Here is a 14,146-nt window from a genome sequence, read left to right on the forward strand (position 1 = left end):
AGAATGGATGAGCGTAGCCTTAAACCCGGAGATCGGGATTTCGTCAGTGCACTGGCTTCGGGGCTTGAAGTGCTGCAAGCCTTCGATGTTGATTGTCCGCGCATGACGTTGAGTGAAGTTGCGGCGCGTGCAGACATGGATCGTGCTAAGGCCAGACGCTTCGTTTTAACGCTGCATGCCCTCGGATTTGTGAAGCGGATTGGACGTCAGTTTGAGCTAACCCCCAAAGTATTGCAGTTGGGTTACGCCTACCAAGCCTCCAACCAGTACCGTGCTGTGATTGAGCAGTACCTTAGCGAGATTACCGTAGAACTGGGCGAATCCTCGTCACTGGCGGTGCTTGATGGCCAGGACGTGGTTTATGTGGTGCGTTCATCGGCTCGTCACAGGCTGATGGCCATTAACTTGTCAGTCGGTACGCGGCTGCCGGCCGTCTATACATCCATGGGCCGGGTATTGCTTGGCCAGCTAACGGATAAGGAATTGGATGACTTTCTGGATAGCATCGAGTTAAACCCTTCCACGCCCAATGCGATCAAGGCCAAAGCGCCGTTGAAGCAGGAAATATTGAGCGTTCGGCAGCAGGGTTTCGCCATTGTCGATCAGGAACTGGATTCCGGCCTGCGTTCGGTGGCGGTACCGGTATACACGAGCAGTAACGTATTGCTGGGTGCGCTTAACATCAGCACGAATGCAGCGAGGGTGAATATGGAAACCCTGATGACGGTTTATTTACCGCGGTTGCAGGACGTTGCGGCGAGGGTGAAGGTAATAACGCAATAATTAGCGTCAGACACACTCGCAGTGGCTGAAGTGATATCCTCTCGCTTCGCTATAAACATGCCAGTTGAGCCTGAAGCCGACACTCGGCAGGCCACTTTCAATCCGGAGCTTGAACTTTACCTATGAGAGTTATTATTCGTTATTTTTTTCGCACCCTGCGCATGGTCTTAACTCCCTTCATGTTGCTTAGCGAAAAGCTCAGCACGCCTAAAGGTATGACGCGCACCGCTGAAGAGCAGGCCCGTGCCGATGCGGCCAGCAAGCATTTGGCTCTATACCAGTTCAAGGCTTGCCCGTTCTGCATCAAGGTACGAAAAGAGATCGCTCGGCTTGGCCTGAGCATTGAAACCCGCGATGCTCAGCACAACCCGGAGCATCGTGCCGCGCTGGAAGCCGGTGGCGGCCGCATTAAAGTGCCTTGTCTGAAGATTCAGCAGGAAGATGGCAGTGAGCGTTGGCTGTATGAGTCTGCCGAGATCAACGCATGGCTGCAGGAACGATTCGAGCCGGCCTGATCAAGATGATCTAAGATATTCAGTGACTGGAATCCAGATGATGGGGGACGGTCACAAATATTGTATATCTGCGATACCAATAGATTTTGGCAAACTTTGGACTCTGCCCAGTAAAAAGGCCTGCGTTTGCACGCAAGCCTGTGAAATAATGGCCCGCCCGAGACGCATGACACATCTCAGCCTCAAACGGAGTCCATTTCGAAGGCCTCTGGGCTGACGGGGTGGAATCCAATTCATGGAGGCCGGTAAATCGGTTTGAAGGTGCGTCTCAGTGGAAAAACGCCGAAGTGCACCGCTTCGGCGTTTTTCATCTGTCAGCTAACTCGTTTCCCTATGGCCCAGTAATATCGTTAAGCACCTGCTGGTATGTGTCCAGCGGGAGTGTTTCTGGGGCTTCGCTGGTGCCGTCCATTAGTGCCTGCTGCATACGAGCGTTGAATTGCGCAATCGTTTCGTTGCCCGTCAACGGTGAAGGCACGAGGCTCGGAGGTGCGCGGTGAAGTGTGGCCTGCTCATAGTCGTAAGCGATCCCAAGGCCAGTACCTTCATCATATTGGCGCACAAAAATTTCCATACCGCGTGGTACACCGACCGATTCATCGAAGCCAACCGGTACGACTATAGAGCCCATTTGCGTGCTCGATCCAAAGTCACAGGTACGTCCGCCGGTCGGCCCGGGACTCAGGACAAGGGCGTCTAGTCGTACAGGGTTCAAATTGTTATCCAGAACCGGAGCACCATTTTCATCCACTAGGGCGTCCATTACCGAGGTCGTATAGTTGCGTACATCAACAATACCTTGAAGCTCCTCGACGGTGGGTGCTTGGTTTGGATCTGAGGCGGCCACCAGTCCAAACAATGCGGCGGTGCGAGGGCCAACCCGCCCGGTTTCCAAGATTCCCTCGATGCCGGTGCACTCAGAGCGACCGTGCGCGACGGAGCTGCGATCAGACAGCAGGTCAATGGTGGCACTGCTGACGCAGGAGCGTTCGCTGAGACCACCTTCGGCTTCAAAGGTCTTGAAGTATTCGTTCATATCATAGTGGCTGGAACCTGCGCCTTTATTATCGAAATCAGGCAGATAGACGTCATAGATGTTGGCGCCCATGCTTTCCAGCGTTGCTACAGCTTGGGCGATCAATTCGCCCTGACGATCTGTTCCCGCGGCGCTGGTGTTGCTTCCGAGTTGCCGTACAACACCGATATTGCGGCCGGCAACTCCATGTACTTCAGTATCCAAGAACTGCGTGTAACTATCGGGACGCATCTCTTCCGGGTAAAGCAAGGTCTTTGGGTCTCGAGGGTCAACACCCGCCATGCCCTGCAGCATCAGAGCGGCGTCCTTCACGGTGCGGGTCATGGGGCCTCCGGTATCGCGAGAATGACTCAGAGGAAAGATTCCATGCTGGGAGATCACGCCGAGACTAGGACGAATGCCTACCAGGCCATTAACTGACGATGGGTGCCGAATCGACTGACAGGTGTCGCTACCGGTGCCCCCCAAGGCAAAGTTAGCGGCGATCGAAGCGCCAGTGCCGGAGGATGATCCAGCAGGGCTCTCGCTGGTGTTATAGGGGTTGCTTACTTGAATGGCGCGATTGGAAAAGCCCGTGGTAAAAAACGCGAACTCATCCTGATTGGCCTTCCCAAGAATCAAGGTGCCCGCCGCTCGCAGGTTGGCGACTGAGTGGGCGTCGACGCCCGCTTGATGGCCAAGCATGCTGTATGAGCCTTGGGTGCTCGGATAATCAAAGGTGTCGTAGTTGTCTTTCAGAAGGATCGGCATGCAGTGCAAGAATCGGTCGCCGATTCCGCCATCGCGCTCATAGAGGGCATCCAGTGCTCGAGCTTGCTCAAGGGCTAAGGGGTTGATTGCAAGCACGCCCCGGACCGGCAGGCCATTACTTGGCTGGGGAGCGTCATTGTAGGCATAGATTCGATCGATATACATCTGAGCCAGTGACTCGCAGGTCACAGCACTGCCGTCTTCAAGCATCCGTCGCCCCGCCAGTGCTTCGTGCACCCTATCCATTGTGGTTTCATTTAGTGTGAACAGGCCGAGGTCAAAGGGTTCGGCGATTGGCTGCTGCCCACTCGACGGTTCACTCGAAGATGTGTCGGTATTTTCGCTGGCCGTTGTAGAACTGCTCGACTCACTCGAGCCGAGGCAGCCGCCGAGCATACAGAGGCTGGTCAGCAAGAGAGGCATAGAAAGTTTATGTTTCATACAGCTGTTATCTCATGAGGCTTGAGGAGTAAGGGAATAGCTTTCGCACAGCACAAAACGATTAGCGAGCTCACCCCTGCAAGTGGTAGGCCAGAACGGAGCCAGAAAAGATAAAACGGGGGTATGTCAGCAACATGTCGATGGAAGTGGGGGGTTGGTGGTTGGCCCAGTGGCGGCTCCCGACTGATTTTTCGCACCTAACTGGTGCGGAAAATTGTTAATGGGGCTTGGCGCCATTTGTCGTGAATATATTGATCCGCAGTCGGTTTCTAAAAATCTGGTTAGATCTAATTCTGAGTCTGGTTAAAAAACGAATGATGGTTGACCAATGCCATCAACCATTCGAGTACAAGGAGGCTTGTTGTATGGCCGCAATGAGTTTCTTGTCGCTACCGCAGAGAGGGAGGTGAAACCGACGGTCTAAAAAAAGGAAAGCTGCGTCTGACTTTCGGTTGGCTCTTCTCGATATGGGGTTTTCTATGAGCCAATTTAGCGTGTATGTATAAGCGATATCGCACCTGCCCTACACAGATTGAAACCTATTGTAAGCGTGTGGAAGAGGCGTTGCCTGACGGCGGCAAGGTGAACATCCTTCAATTTACAGACAAGCAATATGAAAGAATCACTTCTTATAGTTCGGGTTTTCGGCAAGCGGCGTACAAAAAAGCGGATCAATATGATTTGTTCTAGAGAAATTTCCTTGGAATTTAAGTGGCCAAGCCTAGTAAAGTCACCTTTTTATCAGTGTCTTACTGGGCTTGGAGTATAGCGGATTGGGAACTGTGCTCTAGCGTCCCCGGCTCTGTCTATGATTCGGTATATACAACGCTTGTGTCTAAGGTACAGAGTGAGTGTTTCAGGGCAAGGGTCAGAATTTTCTGGAAGTGATAATCACCCTAACATGCGGGACACAGCCAAACAAAAAAGGCCTGCGTTTTCACGCAAGCCTTTGAAATTATGGCCCGCCCGAGAGGATTCGAACCTCTGACCTCTGCCTCCGGAGGGCAGCGCTCTATCCAGCTGAGCTACGGGCGGATACGAAATCGTTGATTGCTCAACAATTTCGAGTGCGCAATCTTACGTGCGCGGGCCGTTTCTGTCTAGCCCTTGAGAGCAAGTCCTTGCCTCATTGTTGTGGCAGACGTTGCTCGGGGGTGATGCTGACGAGGCCCTTGTCGTTACTGAACGTCACTTCACCATCCTGTATGGAAATCTGAAGCGTCATGGACCGTTCCGCCAGGGTCGCCAGTTCGGTGACAGGATCGGCGGGAAGATCGACGATGGTCAGGTTGCCAAATCTGGTTAGCTTGTTATGGTGTTTTTCCCACCACACCGGCACCGCTCGGCCTCCGTAGGTGTAAAGTATGACCTTTTGAGAGCGATTGCAGGCTTTGCGGATGCGGTCTTCGTCAGGCAGTCCCAGCTCTATCCAGAGTTCGATTTCGTCAGACAGAGATTTTTGCCAGAGTTCCGGCTCATCGTCACTGCTGAGCCCTTTGGTGAATTCCAGCGTGTCGTTGGCGTTCAGGGCAAAGGCTAATAACCGGATCATCATGCGCTCGTCGGTTTCAGACGGGTGGCGCGCGACGGTCAGTTGGTGGTCGCCGTAATAATGCCTGTCCATATCGGCAATATGGAGTGTGGCTTTGAATATGGTGGCTTTCAGTGCCATTGAGAATCCTGTCTGTTAAGTCGGGCAGGGTCGTAGTGTAAAGCAAATTAGAAGAGGCAGTGCATAGTAGTATGGTGATGTTGCGTGGTTTTCTGGTTCTGGTGGTGTTCTTTCTGCTTGGTGAGGCGCTGCGTTTGCTGGCAGCGCTGCCGGTCAGCGGTGGGGTGCTCGGTATGATCATGGTGACCTTCACGCTGATGCTGAGGGGCAAGGTCAGTGATGAGCTTGCCGAAGCCAGCCGAGGGCTGATTTCGGTATTGGTGCTTTTGATCACGCCCGGGGTGGTGGGTGTATTTTTTATTGTTGATCAGTTTACCGGGTACTGGACCACTGTTGTGGTGGCGCTGGTTGTGGGAACGCTGCTCAGCGTGTTCACCACGTTGCTCCTGATGAAGAAGGTCGCCGGTTTGGCGGAAGAGGGCAGCAAACATGACTAATCCTTCTCCCTTAACCAGCGTGATGACGGTTTTGGCGTCCGGGCCGATGCTGTCGATTGCGCTGACGCTGGGTGCCTTCATCGCCGCGCAATGGCTGTTTGCCCGCTTTCGTCGCCCGTTGTGGATGCCGCCGGTGTTGATTGCAGCGGTATTGCTGGCGGTGGTGGTGGCCATCTCTGGTCTCGGTTTTGAACGGTATTACACCGGGGCTGCCTGGCTGACCGCATTGCTGGGCCCGACTACCGTGGCCTTGGGTGTTCCGCTGTACCAGCAAATGCATCACATTCGCGCGCTCTGGAAACCCATCGTGGCGACCTTGCCGCTCGCGGCCACGCTTGCCGTCGTGTACGCGCTTGGAATTGCCTGGTTGATGGGGGCTACCCCACTGGTACTGGCATCGCTGGCACCCAAATCCGTCACCGCGCCCATTGCGATGGGGATCGCCGAGCAGGTTGGAGGTTCGGTGTCGCTCACGTTGGGCGCGTTGCTGATTACCGGTGTGCTGGCGTCTTTGTTTGTCGACTGGATGGCAAGGTGGTTGAAAATCAAAGATGACCGGATTATCGGTTTTGCGCTGGGTTTGAATGGCCATGCCATTGGAACGGCTAGAGCGTTCGAAATCAGCCCCATGGCTGGGGCATTCGCGTCTTTGGGTATGGGCCTGACTGGCGTCTTCACCGCGTTGATTCTGCCGTTGATATGGAGCTTGGGCTAGCTCTATAGTTTCTTGCTGGATGCCCTTCGGTTCGTTGACTATTGTTAAAGCAACACGATAACGAAGCCATGCTCGTTGCTTTAAGTCAGTGCCAACGGAGGGGTCTTCCCATGGCTGATGCTGCATCCATATTGCCAGAATGGCTGGATATGACGTTTATGGGGCATGGTCACTGCTACCTCTGGCGGTCGGACCTCTTAGCCCTCCATGCTATTTCCGATACGCTCATCGCTGTCGCCTATTTCACGATCCCCCTCGCTTTGTACGTGCTGCTACATAAACGCAAAGATATCGAGTTTGAATGGATGTTTTTGTTGTTTGCCCTCTTCATCTTTTGCTGTGGCGTTACCCACCTGATGGCGGTCTATAACATCTGGAATGGGGCCTATTATCTTTCCGGGTTCCTCAAGGCGCTGACGGCCGTGGTCTCACTGATTACCGCAGCTCTCGTTTGGCCGCTGATTCCGCGGGCGCTGGCGTTGCCTCGCCCGGCCCAGTTGCAGGCGGCCAACATGGAGCTGGAATCGGAAATTATTCGCCGGAGCGAGACGGAGCAAAATCTCGAGAAGGCTAGATTTGATCTGGAAGGGCAGATCGAAGAATTGACGCGAACCAAACTGAGGCTCGAACAAGAGATTGAGCAGCGGAGTCGTCTGGAAAAACAACAGCAGCAGCAAACGCGTGCGCTCGAACGCTCCAACGAAGACCTCGAACAGTTTGCCTTTATTGCCTCCCATGACCTCCGGGAGCCGCTACGCAAGCTGATGGCCTTTACCCAGATGCTGATGACCGGCAAGTACGGAGAGTTTAATGAAAAAGGCGAGCAGTTTGTCCGCTATATACGGGAAGCCGCCGAGCGCATGGACGCATTGCTCAACAGCCTGCTCAGTTACAGTCGTATCAGTTCCAGTGACGAAGGGCATGAAGACCTGAGCTTGCATCGTATTGTCGACGAGGCTTGCCGGGATTTACAGCTCAGCATCGAGGATAGCCATGCGGTTATTCGGGTTGGCGACCTGTGCAGGGTTCACGGAGACCCCGCCCAACTGAGGCCGTTGATGCAGAACCTTATCAGCAACTCTCTGAAATATTGCTCGCCGGATACCCCGCCGGTGATTGAGATAGCCGCGTGCCAGAGTGACTTGCCCGGTCGTTGTGAAGTCACTGTCACAGACAATGGAATCGGGTTCGATGGCGCTTATAAAGATCAGGTCTTCGAGGTGTTCAAACGGTTGCATGGGCGGGGCGAATATGAGGGAACCGGGATGGGGCTCGCCATTTGCCGAAAAATCGTAGAGCGACACGGGGGCTCTATCTCGGCTGAAAGCAATGAGGGACAGGGCGCGCGGTTCCGCTTTGACTTGCCGCTGGCCGCCGAGTCAGGAGGCAGCTTTTGAACCCCGTGCCGATTTTAATGGCAGATGACGATCCGCTCGATCAGTTGTTAACCAAGGAAGCGTTTGACGAGGCAAAAGCGGTCAATCCAATTTATTTCGTCGAGAATGGTGTTGAGCTGATGCGTTATCTCAGGCGGGAACCGCCTTATACCGATGAAAACGAATATCCCATGCCTGGTCTCATTCTTCTCGATCTGAACATGCCCAAAATGGATGGCCGGGAATGTCTGGCTGAAATCCGGAACGACCCGAAGCTGCGGTTTCTGCCCGTGATCGTCATGACCACGTCCAATAGGGAAGAAGAGATATTCAACAGTTACCAAATGGGTGCGAATTCCTACATTGCCAAGCCTGTGGATTTCGAAAAGCTGGTGACTCAGGTGAAAGCGTTCAACGCCTATTGGTGTTCAGTTGTGGAGCTGCCTAGTGGTTAGTCACAAGAAAACGATTCGGGTGCACATTGTCGACGATGACCCCGCCGATTTCCTGATCCTGGATGAGCTGCTTCTAGGCTCGACCCGGTATCGGTTCCAACTGTGCCATTTCGGTTCGCTGGACGAGGCGCGTCAGGAATTACTGGCCCCGGAATGTGATGTGTTTTTAATTGATTACTTTCTGGGTCGGGAAACCGCCTGTGACATCCTGCGGGAAGCCAGAAGAGTACATTGCGAAGTTCCGATTGTCGTTTTGACGGGGGCAGATTCGCAAAAACTTGATGACGAAGTGCTTGAACTTGGTGCTGCCGATTTTTTGCCCAAGGGTGAGGTCAGTTTGCCCTTGCTTGAGCGTACGATCCGTCATGCGATTCGGCACAAAGAATCTGAACTGGCGCTGCAAAGGTTAGTGAAGCGGGATCCGTTAACCGGGTTGGGAAATCGACTTCTGTTTGAAGAAATTCTGGAAAGCTCACTGGCTCGATGCAAACGCTCCGGCGGACGGTTGGGGGTGCTGTTTCTGGATCTTGATCGCTTCAAGGAAATCAATGATTCACTGGGTCACCCAACGGGTGACTTGTTGTTGATGCTCATATCGGACCGTTTGAGGTCGGTGGTCCGGGAAGCCGATTTCATTGCGCGCATTGGCGGTGATGAGTTCACCATTCTTATTGATGACCTGCACAGTGCCGGTGATGCCTTGGCGGTGGCGCACAAGATCGTGGTCGCTCTATCTCATCCATCTCCGGTGGGCGCACACGAACTGAATATCACGGCCAGTGTCGGTGTTGCCCTGTATCCGGAAAATGGTGATACGCCCATCAAACTGATGCAAAAAGCAGACATTGCGCTTTATGAGGCGAAACGAAAGGGTGTAAGCAAAATTCAGTGTTTTACCGCGAACCTGCAAACCCAGCTCGAAAGGCATCTCTATATCGAAAAAGGGTTGCGGCATGCACTGGAGCACGACCAGTTCGAATTGTATCTGCAGCCGCAGTGGACTCTGGAGGATCAGCGTTTATTCGGTTTTGAAGCCTTGTTGCGTTGGCATTCGGGTGAAGAGGGGATGATCTCTCCGTTTGAGTTCATTCCGGTTGCGGAAAAGACCGGTTTGATTGTGCCGATCGGGGAGTGGGTGGTATCGAAAGTTTGTGAGTACTTGAGTGATTGGAAAGCACGTGGGGTCTCGAACTGCCGAATCGCTCTCAATGTGTCGCCACTGCAACTGAAGTCCGGCAAGTTTGTTGAGGCCATAGAGGCGATGGCCTCTGCCAATGGGGTCGCGCTGGATCAGTTTGAGGTTGAAATCACGGAGGAAAGTTTGCTGGACGGTGTTGAGGAACATGGCCGTGTTTCTAACGAACTGGTCCGGTTGCGGGAGCTGGGTGTCAAAATCGCCATTGATGACTTTGGAACCGGGTATTCCTCTTTGCGTTACCTGCGACAATTTCCGGCCGATATTGTGAAGATTGATAAAAGCTTCGTGTCTGAAGGTTTGGTTGATTTGAAGGAACCAGAAATTTGCACCGCTATTGTGACCATGGCGAGGTCACTGGGCATGGACGTCATCGCCGAGGGGATTGAGACCCCGGAGCAGTTGCTGTCGCTTCAGAAAATAGGGTGTTTGCTAGGGCAGGGGTATCTCGTATCTACGCCGTTGAACTTTGAAGAAGCCAGTGAGTGGGCTTTGCGAATGCGAGCCGACCTCGAACAACAGTGATGGTAATGACAGCAGGTTAGGGAGAGACGATGCTGTATCCAAGAAGAGTGGGTTTGAACGTGTGGCTGATTGCCGCCAGTAAAGAAGGTGAAGACCTCGAAGAAGCGCTGCGAATGAATGCGCTGGGTCACAATCTAACGGTGCTGGCTAACGAAGCAGAGTTTGACGCGCGCGCTGCGGATCTTGCTGTGGATTCGGAGTCGTTTCCCCATTTGGTGATGTATCTGATTGGCGAACAGACGACCAGCGTCGATGATTGGATCCTGCAAGTGAAAGCATCGGGGCGCTTCGGGCATGTGCCGCTCATTATCTTTTACGGGGATCAAGCACAATTCGATCTCACGAGCCTGTATATGCACGGCGCGGCCTCGGTGATTCGTGTCCCTGTCCGTTTTCAGGGCTTGGTCGAGGTTATGCGGGTCATTGAGGCCTATTGGTTCAAGGTGGCGTTAACACCGTGAACGGCACACCGACCGGAAGCGCCCTCGCGACTTCCTGCTGAAGACCCCTGACGAACAATTGCTGTTGATGTAACGTACTTTGCCAGCTAGGTTTGAGCTTAGACATCGAGTTCAGATGCCATATCGATGTACCAATAAAATCTATAATAACGATGAGGTAAACGATGAAAAAACTATTGGCAGCGATGGTAGGTACGATGGCGTTGGCTGCGGCGCCTATGGCTTGGTCGGTTGAGGCAACGAAAGAGCTTAAAGTAGCTTACGACTCTGACCCGGTCACGTTGGACATTCACGAACAGTTGTCTGGTGGCATACTGCAATTGTCTCATATGAGTTTTGATCCACTGATCCGCTGGACCAAGGATCTTGGTTTTGAGCCGCGTCTGGCGGAAAGTTGGGAGCGCGTGGATGAAAACACCATGCGGTTTACCCTTCGCAAAGGTGTGAAGTTTCACTCGGGTAATGAACTGACCACGGCCGATCTGCAATTTACGTACGATCGCCTGAAAGAAAGCCAAGACTTCAAAGCCATCTTTAAGCCCTTTAGCGGTATCAGAGTCATTGATGATTACACCTTCGAGTTGATGACCTCTGAGCCCTATCCATTGCTGTTGAATACCGCGACCTACATCTTCCCTCTGGACAGTAAGTTTTACAGCGGCCAGACCGAAGACGGCAAGGACAAAGGCGCCATTCTCAAACACGGCAACTCCTTTGCCTCTGAAAACCTCTCCGGTACCGGGCCCTTTACAGTAGCTGAACGCCGCCAGGGTGTGCGTGTCGAGTTTGATCGCTTTGATGACTATTGGGACACCGAATCGCCGGGCAACGTGGGCAAAATTATCCTGACACCGATCAAAGAAAACGCGACCCGTGTGTCAGCACTGCTGTCGGGCGGTGTGGATTTTATTGCGCCTGTGCCACCCAATGATCTGGACCGTATCAAACGCGACCGCAACAGTGAGCTGGTGACCATGAGCGGTACCCGCATCATCTTGTTCCACATGAACCAGGAACGGGTTGAAGCGTTCAAGAACCCGAAGGTGCGCCAAGCCATAGCTTATGCCATCAATCAGGAAGGCATTGCTGCCAAAATCATGAAGGGCTTTGCCACGCCAGCAGCCCAGATGTCGCCAACCGGTTATCAGGGCCACAACGAAAGCCTCAAGCCCCGGTTTGATGTGGCCAAAGCCAAGCAGTTGATGAAAGAAGCGGGTTACGAGGATGGCTTTACCATCACCATGATGGCGCCGAATAATCGCTACGTGAACGATGACAAAATCGCTCAGGCGGCTGCGGCTATGCTGGCTCGGATCAATATCAAGGTGGATCTGAAAACCTTGCCGAAAGCTCAGTACTGGCCGGAGTATGATAACCGCGCCGCAGACATGATGCTGATTGGCTGGCACTCGGATACCGAGGATTCTGCCAACTTCTTCGAGTTCCTGACCTTCTGCCCGGAATCAGATTCCGGCGCTGGCCAGTACAATGCGGGCAATTACTGCAACCCGGAAATCGACGCACTGGTGCAGAAGGCCAACGTCGAGACCGACCTCGACAAGCGTGCGGCCATGTTGCAGGAAGTTGAACAGCGCTTGTACGACGATGCGGCATTTGTGCCTTTGCATTGGCAGGATCTGGCATGGGCGTCCAAGAAAGGCGTCGACATCGCGCCTGTACTCAACGTCATGAATTTCCCGTATCTGGGTGATCTCGTCGTTGAATAACGGGTATTAGTTGCTGTTCTCAAACCCCTCTTCCGTTCTGGGAGAGGGGTACATCAGTACTTACTAACGGTGAGCCTTCATGCTAGCTTTTTTGGTTCAGCGGATATCCCAGGCGTTGCTGGTCATGTTTGTGATCAGTGTTATTGCCTTTGCCATACAGGATGGTCTCGGGGACCCGCTTCAGGAAATGGTGGGCATGTCCGTTTCGGAAGAGGAACGGGAAGCCATTCGAGAAGAGTTGGGATTGAATGATCCCTTCCTGGTTCAATATTTTCGGTTTGCCGGTAAAGCCATTCAGGGCGACCTGGGCAACTCCTATTTTTACAGCAAACCTGCGCTGGAAGTGATTGCGGAGCACCTGCCTGCCACTCTGGAGCTGGTCATTGGCGCCAGTTTAATCATCATCTTTTTATCGGTGCCTATTGGCGTTTACGCCGCCATTCGGCCACAAGCATGGCTGTCTAAATTTTTTATGGGCGTGAGCACGGTGGGGATTTCCATACCGGTGTTTCTAACGGCCATTGTGTTGATTCAATTGTTCTCCATTGGTGTGACCGTGAACTGGTTTCCAGGTGATACCGGATGGGGGCAATGGATGAACGAGTTCCTGACCACCGAAGGCGGCTTGCCTTCTTACGGCCGTGGCGATGACCTTGTTCATTTGTTTGGCACCTGGGAGTCGGGGTTGTTTACCCGCGAAGGCCTGGCCCATCTGTTGCTGCCTTGCATCTCATTAGCCTCAATCATGTTGCCGTTGTTTATCCGTCTGATTCGCGCGGAAATGATGGAGGTGTTGCAGAGTGATTACATTCGTTTTGCCCGGGCTAAAGGCTTGAGTGCGGGCAGGATCAACTTCCTTCATGCCTTGAAAAACACCATGTTGCCAGTGATTACGGTCGGTGGTGTGCAAATTGGCATCATGGTGGCCTACACCATCCTGACTGAGACAGTGTTCCAGTGGCCCGGATTGGGGTTGATGTTCCTGGAAGCGATTACCCGCAGTGACATTCCGCTGATTGTGGCTTACTTGATGGTGGTGGGCCTGATCTTTGTGATTACCAACACTCTGGTGGATTTGATCTACGGATTGGTTAATCCCACCGTCAAACTGGCAGGTAAGAAAGCATGACAACGGCAACGGTTTCCCGCTGGGACCGCTTCCGCGAGTCCTTCTTTTGGTACAGCTTTAAACGCGATAAGGTCGCCATTCTCAGTTTTTTGGTCTTGCTGTCGATGGTGTTGGCCGCTGTGTTCGCACCGATGCTCGCACCGGCAGATCCCTACGATCTGGCCCAGATCGATATCATGAATTCCGAGTTGCCACCGGTCGGTTTGGACGGCTCTGACCCCGCCTTTCCGTTGGGTACTGACGCTCAGGGGCGGGATATGCTCTCGACCATTTTGTACGGCACCCGGGTGTCGCTGATGATCGGTTTCGGGGCCGTGTTGCTGCAATCGATTCTTGGTGTCCTGTTCGGTCTGTTGGCCGGCTACCTGGGTGGCAAGGTCGACGCGGTGCTGATGCGTATCGCCGATGTGCAGCTGTCTTTCTCGACACTGATGGTTGCGATCATTGTGGGTGCGGTCTTTAAGGCCAGTTTCGGTAACCTGATGTTCGGCGAGATTGCCATCTATATGCTGATCTTCATCATTGGTGTGGCTGAATGGCCGCAGATCGCGCGTACCGTGCGCGCCTCGGTGTTGGCAGAGAAGAAGAAAGAGTACGTGGACGCCGCCAAGGTCATGGGCTTCGGTACGCCACGCATTATGTTCCGTCATATTTTGCCCAACACCCTGTCACCGATTTTCGTCATTGGCACGGTGCAGATTGCCAACGCCATCATTTCCGAAGCAGCGCTGTCGTTTCTCGGTTTGGGTATGCCGGAGACCCAGCCGTCCCTGGGGTCTTTGATCAAATCCGGTTTTGATTACATTCAGAGCGGCTCCTGGTGGATCACCTTGATTCCGGGGTTGGTGCTGGTGGTGCTCGTACTGGTCATCAACCTGTTGGGTGACTGGTTGCGGGATGTGATGAACCCACGGCTGTATAAAGGGTAA

General features: G+C 53.3%; 13 protein-coding genes and 1 tRNA gene. 11 read left to right on the forward strand and 3 right to left on the reverse strand.

Annotation, left to right across the window (positions count from 1 at the left end):
• Positions 1–3 precede the first annotated feature (3 nt).
• Complete coding sequence (locus VOI14_RS01800; protein ID WP_416361377.1) at positions 4–783, forward strand: IclR family transcriptional regulator domain-containing protein; 780 nt, start codon at positions 4–6, stop codon at positions 781–783.
• Positions 784–905: 122 nt separating this feature from the next.
• On the forward strand, positions 906–1,298 hold the full coding sequence (locus VOI14_RS01805; protein ID WP_323750308.1) for a glutaredoxin: 393 nt from the start codon (positions 906–908) through the stop codon (positions 1,296–1,298).
• A 331-nt stretch (positions 1,299–1,629) separates the two neighbouring features.
• On the opposite strand, the gene VOI14_RS01810 is transcribed toward VOI14_RS01805, so the two are convergent.
• The 3 genes from VOI14_RS01810 to VOI14_RS01820 form a co-directional block, all read right to left on the reverse strand.
• On the reverse strand, positions 1,630–3,525 hold the full coding sequence (locus VOI14_RS01810; RefSeq protein WP_323750309.1) for an amidase family protein: 1,896 nt from the start codon (positions 3,523–3,525) through the stop codon (positions 1,630–1,632).
• 958 nt (positions 3,526–4,483) lie between these two features.
• Positions 4,484–4,560, reverse strand: a tRNA-Arg gene (locus VOI14_RS01815).
• A gap of 91 nt (positions 4,561–4,651) precedes the next feature.
• Positions 4,652–5,197: a YaeQ family protein gene (locus tag VOI14_RS01820; RefSeq protein ID WP_323750310.1), complete on the reverse strand. Its 546-nt coding sequence runs from the start codon at positions 5,195–5,197 to the stop codon at positions 4,652–4,654.
• A 71-nt stretch (positions 5,198–5,268) separates the two neighbouring features.
• Between VOI14_RS01820 and VOI14_RS01825 the strand changes: the two genes are divergently transcribed.
• From VOI14_RS01825 to VOI14_RS01865, 9 genes are all read left to right on the forward strand, one after another.
• Positions 5,269–5,634: a CidA/LrgA family protein gene (locus tag VOI14_RS01825; protein WP_323750366.1), complete on the forward strand. Its 366-nt coding sequence runs from the start codon at positions 5,269–5,271 to the stop codon at positions 5,632–5,634.
• A complete protein-coding gene (locus VOI14_RS01830; RefSeq protein ID WP_323750311.1) occupies positions 5,627–6,349 on the forward strand; it encodes an LrgB family protein in 723 nt (240 codons plus the stop codon). Before VOI14_RS01825 ends, VOI14_RS01830 begins: the two co-directional genes overlap by 8 nt.
• 110 nt (positions 6,350–6,459) lie before the next feature.
• Positions 6,460–7,746, forward strand: coding sequence for a sensor histidine kinase (locus tag VOI14_RS01835; protein ID WP_323750312.1), 1,287 nt, complete (start codon positions 6,460–6,462; stop codon positions 7,744–7,746).
• 17 nt (positions 7,747–7,763) lie between these two features.
• Positions 7,764–8,180 (forward strand): response regulator, encoded by a 417-nt coding sequence (locus VOI14_RS01840; RefSeq protein ID WP_323750313.1) that lies wholly within the window; start codon positions 7,764–7,766, stop codon positions 8,178–8,180.
• Positions 8,173–9,900, forward strand: a complete 1,728-nt coding sequence (locus VOI14_RS01845; protein ID WP_323750314.1) for an EAL domain-containing protein — start codon at positions 8,173–8,175, stop codon at positions 9,898–9,900. Before VOI14_RS01840 ends, VOI14_RS01845 begins: the two co-directional genes overlap by 8 nt.
• A 29-nt stretch (positions 9,901–9,929) precedes the next feature.
• Positions 9,930–10,361: a hypothetical protein gene (locus VOI14_RS01850; RefSeq protein ID WP_323750315.1), complete on the forward strand. Its 432-nt coding sequence runs from the start codon at positions 9,930–9,932 to the stop codon at positions 10,359–10,361.
• A gap of 164 nt (positions 10,362–10,525) precedes the next feature.
• Positions 10,526–12,088 (forward strand): ABC transporter substrate-binding protein, encoded by a 1,563-nt coding sequence (locus tag VOI14_RS01855; RefSeq protein WP_323750316.1) that lies wholly within the window; start codon positions 10,526–10,528, stop codon positions 12,086–12,088.
• Positions 12,089–12,167: 79 nt separating this feature from the next.
• Positions 12,168–13,217 (forward strand): ABC transporter permease, encoded by a 1,050-nt coding sequence (locus VOI14_RS01860; RefSeq protein WP_323750317.1) that lies wholly within the window; start codon positions 12,168–12,170, stop codon positions 13,215–13,217.
• Positions 13,214–14,146, forward strand: a complete 933-nt coding sequence (locus VOI14_RS01865) for an ABC transporter permease (RefSeq protein WP_323750318.1) — start codon at positions 13,214–13,216, stop codon at positions 14,144–14,146. Before VOI14_RS01860 ends, VOI14_RS01865 begins: the two co-directional genes overlap by 4 nt.

Source organism: Marinobacter sp. (genome assembly GCF_034669625.1).
Classification (GTDB): Bacteria; Pseudomonadota; Gammaproteobacteria; order Pseudomonadales; family Oleiphilaceae; genus Marinobacter.

What these genes read in the sequence shown, in the direction of transcription:
- VOI14_RS01865 (WP_323750318.1), top strand. Translation starts at nt 13,214, where the DNA reads ATGACAACGGCAACGGTTTCCCGCTGGGACCGCTTCCGCGAGTCCTTC.
- VOI14_RS01860 (WP_323750317.1), top strand. Translation starts at nt 12,168, where the DNA reads ATGCTAGCTTTTTTGGTTCAGCGGATATCCCAGGCGTTGCTGGTCATG.
- VOI14_RS01800 (WP_416361377.1), top strand. Translation starts at nt 4, where the DNA reads ATGGATGAGCGTAGCCTTAAACCCGGAGATCGGGATTTCGTCAGTGCA.
- VOI14_RS01850 (WP_323750315.1), top strand. Translation starts at nt 9,930, where the DNA reads ATGCTGTATCCAAGAAGAGTGGGTTTGAACGTGTGGCTGATTGCCGCC.
- VOI14_RS01830 (WP_323750311.1), top strand. Translation starts at nt 5,627, where the DNA reads ATGACTAATCCTTCTCCCTTAACCAGCGTGATGACGGTTTTGGCGTCC.
- VOI14_RS01835 (WP_323750312.1), top strand. Translation starts at nt 6,460, where the DNA reads ATGGCTGATGCTGCATCCATATTGCCAGAATGGCTGGATATGACGTTT.
- VOI14_RS01820 (WP_323750310.1), bottom strand. Translation starts at nt 5,197, where the DNA reads ATGGCACTGAAAGCCACCATATTCAAAGCCACACTCCATATTGCCGAT.
- VOI14_RS01805 (WP_323750308.1), top strand. Translation starts at nt 906, where the DNA reads ATGAGAGTTATTATTCGTTATTTTTTTCGCACCCTGCGCATGGTCTTA.
- VOI14_RS01810 (WP_323750309.1), bottom strand. Translation starts at nt 3,525, where the DNA reads ATGAAACATAAACTTTCTATGCCTCTCTTGCTGACCAGCCTCTGTATG.
- VOI14_RS01825 (WP_323750366.1), top strand. Translation starts at nt 5,269, where the DNA reads ATGGTGATGTTGCGTGGTTTTCTGGTTCTGGTGGTGTTCTTTCTGCTT.
- VOI14_RS01840 (WP_323750313.1), top strand. Translation starts at nt 7,764, where the DNA reads ATGGCAGATGACGATCCGCTCGATCAGTTGTTAACCAAGGAAGCGTTT.
- VOI14_RS01855 (WP_323750316.1), top strand. Translation starts at nt 10,526, where the DNA reads ATGAAAAAACTATTGGCAGCGATGGTAGGTACGATGGCGTTGGCTGCG.